We start from the raw sequence: 14,879 nt of genomic DNA on the forward strand, positions 1-14,879 counted from the left end.
GTGACCATGGCGCGATCGAAATCTTCGGCAATCCTGCTGGCAATGCTGCTTGTGGCATCGGTGACGGCCGGCTGTTCGCGCTTCGGCGGCGGTCAGTCCGACGCGCCGAAGAATCTCGAGAATTTCACCGCCGAGGAAATCTACAAGCGCGGCGAGTACGAGCTGGAGAACAGCCGCAAGCCCGAGGATGCGGTTTTCTATTTCAGCGAGATCGAGCGGCTTTACCCCTATTCCGAATGGGCCAAGCGGGCGTTGATCATGCAGGCCTATGGCTATCACCGGGCCAAGAATTACGAAGAGGCGCGGGGCGCGGCGCAACGGTTCATCGACACCTATCCGGGTGACGAGGATGCGGCCTATGCGAAATACCTGCTGGCGCTCAGCTATTACGACCAGATCGACGAGGTTGGCCGCGATCAGGGCCTGACCTTCCAGGCGCTGCAATCGCTGCGCTCGGTCATCGAGGAATATCCCGAAAGCGAATACGCCCGCAGCTCGATCCTGAAATTCGACCTGGCCTTCGACCATCTGGCGGCGAAGGAAATGGAGATCGGCCGCTATTACCTGAAGCAGGGTCATTATTCCGCCGCGATCAACCGCTTCCGCGTGGTGGTCGAGGAATTCCAGACCACCACCCACACGCCCGAGGCGCTGATGCGTCTGGTCGAGGCCTATCTGGCCCTTGGCCTCAACGACGAGGCGCAGACGGCCGGTGCGATTCTGGGCCACAACTTCCAGTCCTCGCCCTTCTACGAGGATGCCTATGCCCAGCTGCGCGGACGCGGGCTGTCGGCGACGCCGCAGGGCAACAGCTGGCTGACCAATGTCTACCGCCAGGTGGTGCAGGGGCGCTGGCTGTGACGCGGCGCGGCTAGCGCCTGCAACGGATAGGGCGATGCTGCGTTCGCTGGACATTCGCGACATGTTGCTGATCGACCGGCTCGAGCTGACGTTCGGGCCGGGCTTGAACGTTCTGACCGGCGAGACCGGGGCCGGCAAGTCGATCCTGCTGGACTGCTTGGGCTTCGTTCTCGGCTGGCGTGGCCGGGCCGACCTGGTGCGCGCGGGCGCGACGCAGGGCGAGGTGACGGCGGTCTTTGACCTGCCATCCGATCATCCCGCCCGGGCCGTGCTGGACGAGGCCGGGATCGAGGCCGGGGACGAGCTGATCCTAAGGCGCATCAATGGCGGGGATGGGCGCAAGACCGGATGGGTCAACGACCGCCGGGTCTCGGGCGAGGTGCTGCGGCAGCTTTCCGACCTGCTGGTGGAACTTCACGGCCAGCATGACGACCGGGGCCTGCTCAACCCGCGCGGCCACCGCGCGCTGCTGGATGTCTTTGCCGGGGTGGATCTGGCCCCGACCCGGCGGACATGGGCGGCCCGGCGCGAGGCGCGGGCGGCGCTGGCCGAGGCTCAGGCAGCGCTGGAGGCGGCGAAGAAGGAAGAGGATTTCCTGCGCCACGCGGTCAAGGAACTTGACGATCTCGCCCCCGAGCCGGGCGAGGAGGTCGCGCTGGACGTGGCGCGGCGGTCCATGCAGGCGGCCGAGCGGATTCGCGGCGACGTGGCACGTGCTTTGCAGATGATCGGTCCCGAAGGCGCCGAGGGCGCGATGCTCGACGCAAATCGCTGGCTCGAGGGGGCATCCGACCGGGCCGAGGGGCGGCTGGACGCGCCGATCGAGGCGCTTGGCCGGGCACTGGTGGAACTGGGCGAGGCGGCATCGGGCGTCGAGACGGCGCTGGCGGCACTGGACTTTGATCCCCACGCGCTGGAACAGACCGAGGAGCGGCTGTTCGCCCTGCGCGCGCTGGCCCGCAAGCATGACGTGCTGCCCGATGATCTTGCCGGTCTGGCGGATGAGCTGCGCGACCGGCTTGGACGGATCGATGCGGGCGAGGAACGGATGGCGGCGCTGCGCCGGGCGGTGGCAGATGCCGATGCCGGTTATGACGCGGCGGCGGCGACGCTGACCGCGACCCGCAGCAAGGCGGCGGGCCAGCTCGATAAGGCTGTCTCAGCCGAATTGGCACCGCTGAAGATGGAGCGCGCGGTTTTCGAGACTCTGGTGGGCGAGGCCGATGCCGGCCCCGATGGCCGCGATGCCGTGGCCTTCACCGTCGCCACCAATCCCGGCGCGCCGGCGGGGCCGCTGGACAAGATCGCCTCGGGGGGCGAGCTGTCACGCTTCCTCCTGGCGCTGAAGGTCTGCTTGGCGCGCGGCAATGACGCGCTGGTGCTGATCTTCGACGAGATCGATCGGGGTGTTGGCGGTGCGACTGCCGATGCGGTGGGCCGGCGGCTGGCGAAGCTAGCCCATGACACGCAGGTTCTGGTCGTCACCCACAGCCCGCAGGTCGCGGCGCTGGGGGCGCATCACTTCCAGGTGGCGAAATCGGTGAGCAAGGGCATGACGACCAGCCGGGTCGCGGCGCTGGATGACGAGGCTCGCATCAACGAAATCGCCCGCATGCTGGCGGGCGACAAGGTCTCGGATGCGGCAGTAGACGCGGCGCGGGCGCTGCTGGCCGGATAGCCGCAGCGCCCTGAACCTCGGTCAGTCGAGGATGGCGTTCACCAGCCGGATGATCGACAGAAGCCGACCGGTTTCCGACTCGACCCGCACCAGCCGGCCATCGACGATGGCATAGCGGTTGCCCTCAGGCGGATTGCCAAGGCCATAGAGGCCGGGATTGCTGACGATGTGGATGTCGTCCCAGTCAAGAATGTCGCCGACATCGATCCCGTCATTCCGGTCATGTCCGCGGCGCGCCTGTCCCGGCGGGACACAGGGCGGGTTCTTCTTCGCCAGACCCGGCGGGCAGTTGGCGACGACGATATTGCGGTCACGGTGAACCACGCGGTCGCGGTCGCGGTCGATCACGACGACGGGGCTTTCAACCCGGACGTGGTGACGCCCGTTGCCCTTGCCGTTTCCATTACCCTTGCCATTGCCGGGATCGGCAAAGCTGCTGACCGGTGCCAACGCCATCATGACGCCAAGCGCGGCCGCAGTCATCATGCGTAGCTTGGTCATTTCTTCAGTCCTTCATTTTGTCTCTGGCCATGTTTCCACGGCGGATTGCCGGCTTAACGAACCGCAACAAGCAGGGGTTCCCGGCGTCGCAGGATTCTCGCCGAGCCGTGACGGAAACCTGCCGGTGCGCGCAGCAGGGTGCGCGAGAGCACGCTTCAGTCGAGAATGGCGCGCTGTGGCCTGAGGATCGACAGGACCTTCATGGTTTTCGGGTCGATGCGGATCAGTTGCCCCTTGGCGACGGCATAGGCGCTGCCGCCGACATTGCGACCGAGGCCATAGAGCCCCGGCTCGCTGATGATATGGACCTGGCCTGCGGGCAGGACATCGCCGACGGCCAGCGGCTGCTGCGCCTCGGCCGCAGCCCCGCCGGATTTCGACTGAGTGAATCCGGCCACGCCGAAGGCAGAGATGCCTGCGGCGGTTGCCAAGATCAGCGCAAGAGAGCGCGCGGTGGTCATCAGTCTGCCCTGGTTCAACTACATCAAGTCAAAAGGCGAACATGGGCGCGCCGGGTCGGGTTCCATCACATGCACAAAAAACTGGCGCTGTGGTTAATCCTACCCGTTCAACTTGTTGAAGCGTGGCAGCATGGCGGAAAAATCCTTGCCGCGGCCATCCTCGTGCTCGACAAATTGGGCGTAAAGATCGCGCGCCTGCCGGCCCATCGGCGTATCGGCCCCGGCCGAGCTGGCGGCGTCCTGCGACAGGTTCAGGTCCTTCAGCATCAACTCGGCTGCGAAGCCCGGCTTGTAATCGTTGTCGGCGGGCGATTTCGGGCCGATGCCGGGGGCGGGGCAATAGGCGTTCATGCTCCAGCTGTAGCCGGAGCTGGTCGAGACCACGTCGAACATCTTCTGCCGGTCCAGCCCCAGCTTGTCGGCCAGCGCGAAGGCCTCGCAGGTGGCGATCATGGTGACGCCAAGGATCATGTTGTTGCAGATCTTCGCCGCCTGACCGGCACCCGCCTCGCCGCAATGCACGGCCTTCTGGCCCATGATGTCGAAGAGCGGCTGCACGGTCGCGAAGGCTGCATCCGGGCCGCCGACCATGAAGGTCAGCGTGCCGCCCTGCGCCCCGCCGATCCCGCCCGAGACCGGCGCATCCAGCGCGCCCATTCCTGCGGCGTTGGCCTGTTCGGCCACGGCGCGGGCGCTGTCCACGTCGACGGTCGAGCAGTCGCAAAGCACCGCACCGGCTGCCATCGCGGGGATGACCTGGTCGGCGACGCCGCGCAGGATCTTGCCATTGGGCAGCATGGTGATGACCACGTCCGCACCCGTGGCGGCGGCGGCGGCGCTGTCGGCCTTGCTGACGCCCTCGGGCATCGGCGCGGCGGTATCGAAGCCCGCCACCTCATGCCCGGCCTTGGCCAGATTGGCGGCCATCGGCCCGCCCATGTTCCCCAACCCGATGAATCCGATCTTCATGCCTTGTCCTCCCAGTTCAGTTCCTCATCGCCCAGGGATGCCAGCATCGCCGCGACATGCGCGTCCGAGGCATCGGCCGTCCAGTCGGGCTTGCGGTCCTTGTCGATGATCTGGGCGCGCACGCCCTCGATGAAATCGCCCATTTCGGTGGCGCGATAGGTGAAGCGGTATTCGCGCGCGAGCGAATCCTGGATGCGCCGGTCGCCGCGCGCCGCGCGGATCATCGCCAGCCCCGCCGCCATCGACAAAGGCGAGTTGCGGCGGATCGGCTTCAGCGTCGCCTCGTCGCCCGCTGCTTCCAGCGCCGCCACGATCTCGCCCAGGTTAGCGCCGCCGAGCGCCGACAGGTCGCGATCGGCCAGCGGGGCAGGGGGCGGGGTCCGGCCTTCGATCACGCTGGTCGAGCCGGTTTCCTCCAGCCGCGCGATCAGGGCGGGCCAGTCGGCCTCGGGCAGGTAGTAGTCGGCAAAGCCAGCATGGATCGCATCGCCCGGACCCATGCGGTCGCTGGTCAGCATCAGGTATTCGCCGATCCGGCCCGGCGCGCGCGCCAGAAGCCAGGTGCCGCCGACATCGGGGATCAACCCGATGGTGCTTTCGGGCATGGCGATCTGCGTCGTGTCGCCGACGATCCGGTCGCTGGCATGGCCGCCGACGCCGACGCCGCCACCCATCACGAAACCCTGCATGAAGGCGACGATGGGTTTGGGATAATCGGCAATGGCCGCGTTCATCAGGTATTCGTCGCGGAAGAAGTCGCGGCCGATCTGGTGGTTGCCCTCCAGCCCGCCGCGATAGACCTGCGCGATATCGCCGCCCGAGCAGAAGGCGCGGTCGCCCTCGGCATCGATGACGATCAGCTCCACTTCGGCGTCATTGCGCCAGTCCTTCAGCGCCTCGTGGATCGCCAGTGCCATCTCATGCGTCAGCGCGTTCAGCGCCTTGGGGCGGGTGAAGGTGATGCGGCCGGCGCGGCCAGTCTTGCGGATCTTGAGGTCGTCCATCTTACCCCCGTTCGGACAGAAGCGCGCGGCCGACGATCAGCCGCATGATTTCATTGGTGCCTTCAAGGATCTGGTGCACGCGCAGGTCGCGCACAATCTTCTCGATGCCGTAATCGGCCAGATAGCCATAGCCACCATGCAGTTGCAGGCAGTGATTGGCCACCTCGAAGGCGCGGTCGGTGACATAGAGCTTGGCCATGGCACAGAACTTGGTGGCATCCGGTGCGCCGGTATCCAGCTTCCATGCCGCCTGCCGCAGGAAGATGCGGGCCGATTGCAGCGCGGTCTCCATCTCGGCCAGCCGGAACTGCAGCGCCTGGAACTGGTCGAGGCTCTGACCGAAGGCCCGCCGCTCGCCCATATAGGCCAGCGTGGCGTTCAGCGCCCCCTGCGCCCCGCCAAGCGCCCCGGCGCTGATGTTCAGCCGCCCGCCGTCGAGACCCGCCATGGCATAGCTGAAGCCCTTGCCCTCGTGCCCCAGCAGGTTTTCCGCCGGGACGGTGCAATCATCGAACTGCACCTGCGCGGTGGGCTGGGCGCGCCAGCCCATCTTGTCTTCCATCGCGCCGAAGCTGAGGCCGGGCGTGCCATCCTCGACGATCACCGTGCTGATGCCCTTCGGCCCGTCCTCGCCGGTGCGGACCATCACCACATAGGCATCGGAATAGCCGCCGCCCGAGATGAAGGCCTTGGTGCCGTTCAGGCGATAGCCCTCGTTCGTCCGCTCGGCCCGGGTGCGCAGCGCCGCGGCGTCTGACCCCGAACCCGGCTCGGTCAGGCAATAGCTGAACACCTTCTCCATGCTGCAGAGACCTGGCAGCCAGCGGGCCTTGGTCTCGGGGCTGCCGAACTTGTCGATCATGCCGCCGCACATGTTGTGGATCGAGAGGAACGAGCCGACCGAGGGATCGGCCATGGCGAGGGCCTCGAAGACCAATGTCGCATCAAGCCGCGAGAGGCCCGAGCCGCCATACTCCTCGCTGACATAAAGCCCGCCGAAGCCCAGCTGGGCGATCTCGGTCCAGAGGTCTTTCGGGATCGTGCCGTCTGCCTCCCACTGGCGCGAATGGGGCGCGATCCGGGTTTCGCCAAAATCGCGGGCCATGTCGAAAACGGCCTGCTGCTCCTCGCTCAGCGCGAAATCCATCGGCGGTCCCTCCCCGGACGTGCAGAAATGAACGTATGTTTAATTATCAGTGCGGGGCGGCCTGTGGCAAGCCGCCCCGAGGGAAGGGCAGGGGATAGCCCCGCCCTCCGGATATCAGCGACAAGCGCGATGGATCAGTCCATGGCCTTGAAGTTGAACTCGCCACCTTCCTTGATGCCCGAGGGCCAGCGCGCGGTCACCGTCTTGGTGCGGGTGTAGAAGCGGAAGGCATCGGGGCCGTGCTGGTTCAGGTCGCCGAAGCCCGACTTCTTCCAGCCGCCGAAGGTGTGATAGGCCAGCGGAACCGGGATCGGCACGTTGACGCCGACCATGCCGATATTGATGCGGCTGGCGAAGTCGCGGGCGGTGTCGCCGTCACGGGTGAAGATCGCAGTGCCATTGCCATATTCATGGTCGATGGCCAGGTTGATCGCTTCTTCATAGGTCTGGGCGCGGACGGTCGAGAGGACCGGGCCGAAGATCTCGGTCTTGTAGATGTCCATGTCCGGGGTCACGCGGTCGAACAGGTGCGGACCGACGAAGAAGCCGTCTTCATAGCCCTGCAGGTTGAAGTCACGGCCATCGACGACCAGCTCGGCGCCCTGATCGACACCCGACTGCACCAGACGCAGGATGTTCTCCTTGGCGGCCTTGGTCACGACCGGGCCGTAATCCACGTCATTGCCGGCGGTCCAGGGGCCGACCTTCAGCTTCTCGATCCGCGGCACCAGCCGCTCGATCAGCGCATCGGCAGTCTTGTCGCCCACTGGCACCGCGACCGAGATCGCCATGCAGCGTTCGCCTGCCGCGCCGAAGCCGGCACCGACCAGAGCATCCGCCGCCTGATCCAGATCGGCATCGGGCATGATGATCATGTGGTTCTTGGCGCCGCCGAAGCACTGCGCGCGCTTGCCGTTCTGGGCCGCACGCTCATAGATATACTGGGCGATCGGGGTCGAGCCGACGAAGCCCACCGCTTGGATCACCGGGTTGTCGAGGATTGCGTCGACGCTGTCCTTGTCGCCATTGACGACCTGCAGCACGCCATCGGGCAGACCGGCTTCCTGCAGCAGCTTGGCCAGCATCATCGGCACCGAGGGGTCACGCTCGGACGGCTTCAGGATCATGGCATTGCCGGCGGCCAGCGCCGGGCCCATCTTCCACAGCGGGATCATGGCGGGGAAGTTGAAGGGCGTGATGCCCGCAACGACACCAAGCGGCTGGCGCATCGAATAGATGTCGATGCCGGGGCCGGCGCTGTCGGTGAATTCACCCTTCAGCAGATGCGGCGCGCCGATGCAGAATTCGATCACTTCCAGACCGCGCTGCACGTCGCCCTTGGCATCCGGGAAGGTCTTGCCATGTTCCGACGACAGCGTTTCGGCCAGCACGTCCATGTCGCGGTTGATGAGGCGCACGAATTCCATCATCACGCGGGCGCGGCGCTGCGGGTTGGTGGCGCCCCAGGCGACCTGCGCCTTGGCTGCGCTGGCAACGGCGGCGTCAAGCTCGTCCTTGGTGGCCAGCGACAGCTTGGCCTGCACCTCGCCCGTGGCGGGGTTGTAGACATCCGAGAAGCGGCCCGAAGTGCCCTTGTATTCCTTGCCGTCGATCCAGTGATGAATCTCTTTCATCGCATCCTCCATACATGGCTGGGGCGACAATAGCCTTGCGGAAATGCCGGTAAAAGAGGCAGTCTGGCAAAAGCATTTTGCGATTCTGCAAAGCCGGGGACGCATGGACTGGGACGATCTGCGCATATTCCTGGCCGTGGCGCGGGCCGAGAGCCTGTCGGGGGCGGGACGGCGGCTGGGGCTGGATGCCTCGACCATGGGCCGGCGCGTGGCGCGGCTGGAAGCCTCGATCGGGGCCACGCTGTTTCTGAAGACGCCGCAGGGCTATGCCCTGACCGAAGAGGGCGCGCGGCTGATGGCACCCGCCGAGGCGGCCGAGCAGGCGGTCACTGCCGCCTCGGAGGCGGCCAGCCACGAGACCGGGATCGGTGGACAGCTGCGTATCGGCGCGCCGGATGGCTGCGCGAACTACCTGCTGCCGCAGGTCGCCCGGCAGCTCTGCGACGCCCATCCGGGGCTCGAGATCCAGATCGTCGCCCTGCCGCGGGTCTTCAACCTGTCGAAACGCGAGGCCGACATGGCCATCGGCGTCTCGCCCCCCGAGACCGGGCGGCTGGTGGTGCAGCGGCTGGTCGATTACCGGCTGCATCTGGCCGCGCATCGCGACTATCTGGCCGCCAGCCCGCCGCTGACCAGTCGCGCCGATCTGCGCCATCACCGGCTGATCGGCTATATCCCGGACCTGATCTTCGACCGCGAGCTGGATTATCTGGCCGAAACCGGGGTCGAGGCGGCGGCGATCACCTCGAATTCGGTCTCGGTGCAGATGCAGACCATCCGCGCCGGGGCGGGCCTTGGCATCGTGCATGATTTCGCCATTCCCTTCACCCCGGGCGTGGTGCCGGTGCTGACGGACGAGATTTCGCTGACCCGCAGCTTCTGGCTGTTGCGCCATGCCGATGACCGCGCCAGCCGCCGGCTGAGTCTCTTGGCCGAGGCGCTGGCGCAGGCTCTGAGGCGCGAAGTGACGCGTCTCGAGGCGCTGGTTCGGGCCGAGTCCCCATCGGCGGACTTGACGGCTCGCCAGAAGGTGAAAAAGATGGGCTCAACGTAAGCGCGAAACGGGGGCACCCATGCTGGTCAATCAACTGCTGTCCATGAAGGGCGATTCGGGGAAACCGGGGGTCGAGGGCGCGACCATCGTGACGGTGAAGCCCACCGATACCGTCGCCGACGCCGTTCGCGTCCTGTCGGACCTGCGCATCGGTGCCGTCGTCGTCTCGAGCGATGGCAAGCGCCCCGACGGCATCCTGTCCGAGCGTGACATCGTCCGCCAGCTGGGCAAGAACGGCGCCGCCGTGCTGGACACCCCGATCAGCGACCTGATGACGAAGCAGGTGCAGACCTGCACCCGGTCCGAGGATGCGCTGGTGATTCTGGACCGCATGACCAAGGGTCGTTTCCGCCACCTGCCGGTGGTCGATGACGAGGGCAACATGCTGGGCGTGGTCTCGATCGGCGATGCCGTCAGCGGCCGGCTGAAGGAACTTGCCGCCGAGAAAGAGGCGCTGACCGGCATGATCATGGGCAACTGAGCCCGCGCTTGCGAGGGTAATGGCTTGAAATCGCCCGCCTGATCGGGTTTCTGGGTCACGGCGACGACGAACCGGAGGGAACCCGTTGATGCGTATCGGCCTCTATCCCGGCACCTTTGATCCGATCACCCTGGGTCACATCGACATCATCCAGCGCGCCATGGCACTGGTCGATCGTCTGGTGATCGGGGTGGCGATCAACAAGGACAAGAACCCGCTGTTCAGTCTTGAAGAGCGGGTGGCGATGGTCACGAGCGAATGCGCGGCGATCACCGCCAAGACCGGTGGCGAGATCCAGGTCCATCCCTTCGACAACCTCCTGATCCATTGCGCCCGCGACGTGGGCGCCTCGGTGATCGTGCGCGGGCTGCGGGCGGTGGCGGATTTCGAGTATGAGTTCCAGATGGTCGGGATGAACCGGGCGATGGATGCCAGCGTCGAGACGGTGTTCCTGATGGCCGATGCCCGGCGGCAGGCCATTGCTTCACGTCTGGTGAAAGAGATCGCCCGGCTGGGGGGTGACGTGTCGAAATTCGTGACCCCCGATATCGACGTGGCCCTGCGCGAGCGCTTCGCCTGACAAGCCCGTTGATCGGCGCGTGACTCGGTTCTAGGTTGTGGCGAAACGAGCGAGTTCGCCATGCCCGATCCTGTTGTCACGCCCGTCACCATGGGGCTGCCGCGCAGCCCGGATGTCGTGCCCGAACCGGCGCGGATTTCAACAGCGGCGATCTGGGCCGCGCTCGCGGCAGGGTGGGGTGATTTCCGCCGGGCTCCGGGTTTTGGCCTCCTGTTCTCGGCCTTCTACGTGCTGGGTGGCCTGGCACTGACGGCGGTGGCGCTGGCGGCGGGGCAGGAATGGTGGCTGATCCCCTTCGTCGTCGGCTTCCCGCTGCTTGCGCCGTTTGCTGCTGTCGGTCTCTACGAGGTCAGTCGCCGGCTCGAGGCGGGCGAGCCGCTGGACTGGCCTTCGGTGGCGGGCGTGGTCTTTGCCCAGAAGGATCGGCAGATCCCATCCATGGCGATGGTGATCCTGCTGATGTTCATGTTCTGGGTCTTCGTCGCCCATACCATCTTCGCGCTGTTCATGGGCCTGTCGGCGCTGACCAATATCACCACCTCGCCCGAGGTGCTGTTTCAGGGCCGGGGGCTGCTGATGCTGGCCATCGGCACGCTGATCGGGGCGGGATTTGCCGGGGTGCTGTTCTGCATCACCGTCATCGGCCTGCCGCTGCTGCTGGACCGCGAGGTGGATTTCATCACGGCGATCATCACCTCGTTCCGGGCGGTGTTTCGCAATCCCCTGCCAATGCTGGTCTGGGGCGTGGTCATCGCTGTCGTGCTGGCGCTCGGCATCCTGCCGGCCTTTCTGGGGCTGTTCATCGCCCTGCCAGTGCTGGGCCATGCCAGCTGGCATGTCTATCGCGCGGTAATTCCGGCTGCGGACCGGGCGCAGGATCGTCCGGACTGATCACTTCGTTCTGCTGTTCGCCGGACATGAAAAAGGGGGCCGCGGCCCCCTTTTCTATGCTGACAGTCCAGCCTGCGATCAGCTGGCGGCGCTCGGCGGGGCCAGTTTCTTGGTGCCTTCGCCCGACAGCGGATCGTCCTGGCGCTGGACCGAACCTTCGAAATGGGCGCCCGATTCGATGGCGATGGTCTTGTGGACGATATCGCCCTCGACCCGCGCGGTGGCCGAAAGACGCACCTTCAGCCCACGGACGCGGCCGACGACGCGGCCATTGACGATGACGTCATCGGCGACCACTTCGCCCTTGATGGTGGCGGTTTCGCCGACGATCAGCTGATGGGCGCGGATGTCGCCCTCGATATTGCCTTCGATCTGGATGTCGCCCTGGGTGCGGATATTGCCGGTCACGGTCAGGTCCGAGGACAGGACCGAGGGTGTGGTCCGCGGACGCGGCGCGGCGGAGGGCGCTGCCGAGAAGTCGCTTGCGCGCTCGGGCATCGCCGGCGCCGGTTGCGGGGTCGCCATCTCGGCATCCTTGGGGGCCGGAGTGCCCGGGTTTTTGTTTCCGGTGTCGGTTACACGGGATTTACTGAACATTGCTTGCTGCCTCGATGAAGCTCATAGGATTGACAGCCCGACCATTCACCCGAACTTCGTAATGCAGATGCGGGCCGGTCGAACGACCTGTATTGCCCATATCACCAATTCGATCGCCTTGCGACACGCGTTGTCCGGTCTTCACGCGAATTTTGGACAAATGGGCATAGCGGGTCTCGGTCCCAAGCTCATGCTGGATCTTGATAAAATTGCCATAGGCGCCCTGACGGCCGGCAAAGATCACCACGCCATCGCCCGTCGCGCTGACCGGGGTGCCGGTCGGCGCGGCCATGTCGATCCCCTGATGCGCGCGGCCCCAGCGGCGACCGTAGCCCGAGGTGTAGCGGAAGGACGACGATACCGGCATGGCCATTGGCAGTTTTTCCATGGCGATGCGATAGGTGTTCATCTGGTCAAGCGTCACGATGATCTGGTTGACCTTGGTCTCGTCCTGCGAGATGGCGGCATTGCCGTGGCTGGAATAGGCAATGGGGTTCAGTGGGCCGCCCTGGCCGGAATAACCGCTGCGGATGGTGCGCAGTACGTCTTCTGGGTTCAATCCGACCGAGCGGAAGACCTTGTCCAGCGGCTCGACCGAGATGCTGACGGCGTCTTCCAGCTGGGCAAAGATCTCGTCATGGCGGGCCAGGATCTCGTCGCGCTCTACGGCGATCTCTTCGGCGGTCTGGCGGGCCTCTTCAGCCTCGGCCACGGCTTCGGCGCGCTGGCTCGAAGCCTGTTTCAGCTCGCCCGACAGGATGTCGAGCGCCACCGAGAATTCTTCGTTGCGGCCGGCCTGCGGCAAGGGCTGGCCGGTATTGTCCTCGATCGCGGCGGTCAGCGTCTTGGCTTCGTCCTGGGCGCTGTCACGCTCGGTAATGGCCGTGCGCAGGGTGGATTGCACCGCGCCCATGCCGGTTTCCAGCTCGCGCCGGGCCTCCTCGGAGGCCAGCAGTTGCGACTGCATCTTCGACACCTGGTCCAGCGCCACGGTGAAGCGGGTCTGGGCGGCGGCGGCATCGGCGGCGCGGGCGTCACGCTCGGCCGAAAGCTGCTCCAGCCGCTCTTCGAAGGCGCTCTGGGCGCGCAGGACCTGATCGCGGGACGAGCCGGCGCTGATCGCGTCGATGGCGAGGATCGAGCTGGCAAGGATGGCCCAGCCAAAGACCAGCGTGGTGCCGCCGATGGCGACGAACTGGGTCAGCGGGCGCAGTCGGACGAACCGGGTGCTGTCGTCGGAACGGAGGAAAAGCCGTTGCTCGGGCAGCCAGCGCTCAAGCGACGAATTCAGACGGTTCGTGATCCCAAAAGCCAATGCATGTCCCCAAGCTGCCAAGTCCCGTTGATCCGGGACCCTTATGGTTCCAGTCTGACTTTCGTAAACAGGGGCTGTGCCTTCAATGCAACAGCCTAGCTGCCGGGCTATACCCAGTTGGGCAGATTCACGCCAGTTGCGGCGGAAACCCGCCGAGCTTTGAATGAAATCGTCAGGCGATTTCATAGGGTAAAGGACCGTTGCGATCCGCAGGCACCCGCAGGCTGCGGTCGATGGGCGGGACCGAACGCTGGTGGCAGTCGGGCCGGGGGCAGATTCGGCAGGAAATGCCGATGGGTTCATAGGAAGGTGGGTTGGTCAGATCCAGCCCGTCGGCATAGACCATGCCGGCGGCATGGGTGATCTCGCAGCCAAGGCCGATGGCAAAGCGCCGCACCGGCGCGCCGAAGGCACCGCCGGGTTTCGAGACATCGCGGGACAGAAGCAGATAGCGCGCGCCATCGGGGGTCTGGGCCATCTGCCGCAGGAAGCGGCCGGGTTGTTCGAAGGCCTGATGCACGTTCCACAGCGGGCAGGCGCCGCCGAAGCGGGCAAATTGCAGCCGCGTGGCGGAATGGCGCTTGGTGATGGTGCCGGCCTGATCGACGCGGACGAAGAAGAAGGGCACGCCCTTTTCCGCCGGGCGCTGCAGGGTCGAAAGCCGGTGCGCCACCTGTTCCAGCGAGGCATCGAACAGATGCGCCAGCCGTTCAAGGTCGTGACGTTCGGCCCGGGCTAAGCGCAGGAAGGCGCGATAGGGCATCAGCGCGGCCCCGGCGAAGTAGTTGGCAAGGCCGATCCGGGCGATCTCGCGCGCGGTCTCGCTGCGGAATCGCGCCAGATCCAGCGTCGCCTCCAACAGTTCCCCATGCCGCGCCAGTGCGACCTGATGCAGCAGCTGGAAACGCCGGGTCGGGGCCTCGGCCGAGGCATTGACCAGAAGCGCGCGCCCCTCGCGGCGGAAGACCGCGCCGGCGGGCAGTTCGGTCATCCGCACTGTGAAGCCCGCGCCCGCCAGCGCCTCCTGCGCCAGGGTCCAGGGATCACCGCGCTGGCCATCGGGGCAGGCAAAACGCTCGGCCGCGCGGTCCACTGCGTCGATGTAGTTGTCGCAGTAATGGAAGAAATCCCGCACCTCTTCCCACGGCGCGGGGGTGGCGTTCTGGCCCGAGGCGCCGATCGCCTCGTCCAGCGCCGCCAGCCGCTCCTGACCTGAGCGATGGGCGCGGTAGAGATCCAGAAAGGCGCGCGCCAGAACCGGGGCATTGGTCGCGGCCAGCCGCAGATCGGCCAATGCGGGGGCGGCATCGAAGACCGGGTCCGCCAGTGCCTCCTGCATGTCGATGACCAGCCGCTCGGCATCGCCTGCGGACAGCGCAGTCAGGTCGATGCCGAACTCCTGTGCCAGCCGCAGCAACACCCCCGCCGAGATCGGTCGGTGGTTGTTTTCCATCTGCGAGAGATAGGGCAGGCTGACCCCCAGCCGTTCGGCAAAGGCGCGCTGGTTCAGCCCGGCCCGCGCCCGGGTCTCGCGCAGCGAGACGCCCGCATAGATCTTCTGCACCGACATGATCGCCCCTCCGCTTTGCAAATCGGCGTTTAGCCTTTGCAAACTATCCGGGGCAAGAGGCTGCATTGCCTGAACCGGCGGGGCCAGCAGCAGAAGAACCAGAAAAAGGCGGGGCAATCGGAACATGCCGGCCAGA

Annotated in this window: 15 protein-coding genes; 6 read left to right on the forward strand and 9 right to left on the reverse strand. The window is 66.0% G+C overall.

Annotation, left to right across the window (positions count from 1 at the left end):
- Nucleotides 1–6: 6 nt before the first annotated feature.
- Nucleotides 7–861 (forward strand): outer membrane protein assembly factor BamD, encoded by an 855-nt coding sequence (locus tag Q1A36_RS14515; RefSeq protein ID WP_299845743.1) that lies wholly within the window; start codon nucleotides 7–9, stop codon nucleotides 859–861.
- A gap of 34 nt (nucleotides 862–895) precedes the next feature.
- Nucleotides 896–2,539 (forward strand): DNA repair protein RecN, encoded by a 1,644-nt coding sequence (gene recN / locus Q1A36_RS14520; RefSeq protein WP_299845508.1) that lies wholly within the window; start codon nucleotides 896–898, stop codon nucleotides 2,537–2,539.
- Nucleotides 2,540–2,560: 21 nt separating this feature from the next.
- Here recN and Q1A36_RS14525 read toward each other — a convergent pair whose 3' ends face one another.
- The 6 genes from Q1A36_RS14525 to Q1A36_RS14550 all read right to left on the reverse strand — a co-directional run bounded on the left by Q1A36_RS14525 (nucleotide 2,561) and on the right by Q1A36_RS14550 (nucleotide 8,255).
- Nucleotides 2,561–3,040, reverse strand: a complete 480-nt coding sequence (locus Q1A36_RS14525) for a hypothetical protein (protein ID WP_299845511.1) — start codon at nucleotides 3,038–3,040, stop codon at nucleotides 2,561–2,563.
- A 155-nt stretch (nucleotides 3,041–3,195) separates the two neighbouring features.
- Nucleotides 3,196–3,501 carry a hypothetical protein gene (locus Q1A36_RS14530; protein ID WP_299845514.1) on the reverse strand — a complete coding sequence of 102 codons (306 nt, stop codon included), beginning with the start codon at nucleotides 3,499–3,501 and terminating at the stop codon, nucleotides 3,196–3,198.
- A gap of 99 nt (nucleotides 3,502–3,600) precedes the next feature.
- Nucleotides 3,601–4,470 (reverse strand): 3-hydroxyisobutyrate dehydrogenase, encoded by an 870-nt coding sequence (mmsB, locus tag Q1A36_RS14535; protein ID WP_299845517.1) that lies wholly within the window; start codon nucleotides 4,468–4,470, stop codon nucleotides 3,601–3,603.
- Nucleotides 4,467–5,474, reverse strand: coding sequence for an enoyl-CoA hydratase/isomerase family protein (locus tag Q1A36_RS14540; protein WP_299845520.1), 1,008 nt, complete (start codon nucleotides 5,472–5,474; stop codon nucleotides 4,467–4,469). The genes mmsB and Q1A36_RS14540 overlap by 4 nt, the downstream gene beginning before the upstream one ends.
- 1 nt (nucleotide 5,475) lies before the next feature.
- A complete protein-coding gene (locus Q1A36_RS14545) occupies nucleotides 5,476–6,621 on the reverse strand; it encodes an acyl-CoA dehydrogenase family protein (protein ID WP_299845523.1) in 1,146 nt (381 codons plus the stop codon).
- A 134-nt stretch (nucleotides 6,622–6,755) separates the two neighbouring features.
- The gene (locus tag Q1A36_RS14550) at nucleotides 6,756–8,255 is read right to left on the reverse strand and encodes a CoA-acylating methylmalonate-semialdehyde dehydrogenase (RefSeq protein WP_299845525.1); all 1,500 of its coding nucleotides are present in this window, start codon (nucleotides 8,253–8,255) and stop codon (nucleotides 6,756–6,758) included.
- A 103-nt stretch (nucleotides 8,256–8,358) separates the two neighbouring features.
- Here Q1A36_RS14550 and Q1A36_RS14555 point away from each other — a divergent pair, with 103 nt between their 5' ends.
- The 4 genes from Q1A36_RS14555 to Q1A36_RS14570 all read left to right on the forward strand — a co-directional run bounded on the left by Q1A36_RS14555 (nucleotide 8,359) and on the right by Q1A36_RS14570 (nucleotide 11,261).
- Nucleotides 8,359–9,309: a LysR family transcriptional regulator gene (locus tag Q1A36_RS14555; RefSeq protein WP_299845528.1), complete on the forward strand. Its 951-nt coding sequence runs from the start codon at nucleotides 8,359–8,361 to the stop codon at nucleotides 9,307–9,309.
- Nucleotides 9,310–9,352: 43 nt separating this feature from the next.
- The gene (locus Q1A36_RS14560; RefSeq protein ID WP_232816646.1) at nucleotides 9,353–9,790 is read left to right on the forward strand and encodes a CBS domain-containing protein; all 438 of its coding nucleotides are present in this window, start codon (nucleotides 9,353–9,355) and stop codon (nucleotides 9,788–9,790) included.
- 88 nt (nucleotides 9,791–9,878) lie between these two features.
- Nucleotides 9,879–10,370, forward strand: coding sequence for a pantetheine-phosphate adenylyltransferase (gene coaD / locus Q1A36_RS14565; protein ID WP_299845531.1), 492 nt, complete (start codon nucleotides 9,879–9,881; stop codon nucleotides 10,368–10,370).
- Between the two features lie 60 nt (nucleotides 10,371–10,430).
- Nucleotides 10,431–11,261, forward strand: coding sequence for a DUF2189 domain-containing protein (locus Q1A36_RS14570; protein WP_299845534.1), 831 nt, complete (start codon nucleotides 10,431–10,433; stop codon nucleotides 11,259–11,261).
- A gap of 78 nt (nucleotides 11,262–11,339) precedes the next feature.
- On the opposite strand, the gene Q1A36_RS14575 is transcribed toward Q1A36_RS14570, so the two are convergent.
- The 3 genes from Q1A36_RS14575 to Q1A36_RS14585 form a co-directional block, all read right to left on the reverse strand.
- Nucleotides 11,340–11,858: a polymer-forming cytoskeletal protein gene (locus Q1A36_RS14575; protein ID WP_299845537.1), complete on the reverse strand. Its 519-nt coding sequence runs from the start codon at nucleotides 11,856–11,858 to the stop codon at nucleotides 11,340–11,342.
- Nucleotides 11,848–13,173, reverse strand: coding sequence for a M23 family metallopeptidase (locus Q1A36_RS14580; RefSeq protein WP_299845540.1), 1,326 nt, complete (start codon nucleotides 13,171–13,173; stop codon nucleotides 11,848–11,850). The genes Q1A36_RS14575 and Q1A36_RS14580 overlap by 11 nt, the downstream gene beginning before the upstream one ends.
- A 172-nt stretch (nucleotides 13,174–13,345) precedes the next feature.
- On the reverse strand, nucleotides 13,346–14,743 hold the full coding sequence (locus tag Q1A36_RS14585) for a helix-turn-helix transcriptional regulator (protein WP_299845543.1): 1,398 nt from the start codon (nucleotides 14,741–14,743) through the stop codon (nucleotides 13,346–13,348).
- Between the last annotated feature and the right edge of the window lie 136 nt (nucleotides 14,744–14,879).

The organism is uncultured Paracoccus sp. (assembly GCF_947487305.1).
Taxonomy (GTDB): Bacteria; Pseudomonadota; Alphaproteobacteria; order Rhodobacterales; family Rhodobacteraceae; genus Paracoccus.

What these genes read in the sequence shown, in the direction of transcription:
- Q1A36_RS14525 (WP_299845511.1), bottom strand. Translation starts at nt 3,040, where the DNA reads ATGACCAAGCTACGCATGATGACTGCGGCCGCGCTTGGCGTCATGATG.
- Q1A36_RS14570 (WP_299845534.1), top strand. Translation starts at nt 10,431, where the DNA reads ATGCCCGATCCTGTTGTCACGCCCGTCACCATGGGGCTGCCGCGCAGC.
- Q1A36_RS14555 (WP_299845528.1), top strand. Translation starts at nt 8,359, where the DNA reads ATGGACTGGGACGATCTGCGCATATTCCTGGCCGTGGCGCGGGCCGAG.
- Q1A36_RS14540 (WP_299845520.1), bottom strand. Translation starts at nt 5,474, where the DNA reads ATGGACGACCTCAAGATCCGCAAGACTGGCCGCGCCGGCCGCATCACC.
- recN (WP_299845508.1), top strand. Translation starts at nt 896, where the DNA reads ATGCTGCGTTCGCTGGACATTCGCGACATGTTGCTGATCGACCGGCTC.
- Q1A36_RS14560 (WP_232816646.1), top strand. Translation starts at nt 9,353, where the DNA reads ATGAAGGGCGATTCGGGGAAACCGGGGGTCGAGGGCGCGACCATCGTG.
- Q1A36_RS14585 (WP_299845543.1), bottom strand. Translation starts at nt 14,743, where the DNA reads ATGTCGGTGCAGAAGATCTATGCGGGCGTCTCGCTGCGCGAGACCCGG.
- Q1A36_RS14515 (WP_299845743.1), top strand. Translation starts at nt 7, where the DNA reads ATGGCGCGATCGAAATCTTCGGCAATCCTGCTGGCAATGCTGCTTGTG.
- Q1A36_RS14545 (WP_299845523.1), bottom strand. Translation starts at nt 6,621, where the DNA reads ATGGATTTCGCGCTGAGCGAGGAGCAGCAGGCCGTTTTCGACATGGCC.
- mmsB (WP_299845517.1), bottom strand. Translation starts at nt 4,470, where the DNA reads ATGAAGATCGGATTCATCGGGTTGGGGAACATGGGCGGGCCGATGGCC.
- Q1A36_RS14550 (WP_299845525.1), bottom strand. Translation starts at nt 8,255, where the DNA reads ATGAAAGAGATTCATCACTGGATCGACGGCAAGGAATACAAGGGCACT.
- Q1A36_RS14575 (WP_299845537.1), bottom strand. Translation starts at nt 11,858, where the DNA reads ATGTTCAGTAAATCCCGTGTAACCGACACCGGAAACAAAAACCCGGGC.
- coaD (WP_299845531.1), top strand. Translation starts at nt 9,879, where the DNA reads ATGCGTATCGGCCTCTATCCCGGCACCTTTGATCCGATCACCCTGGGT.
- Q1A36_RS14530 (WP_299845514.1), bottom strand. Translation starts at nt 3,501, where the DNA reads ATGACCACCGCGCGCTCTCTTGCGCTGATCTTGGCAACCGCCGCAGGC.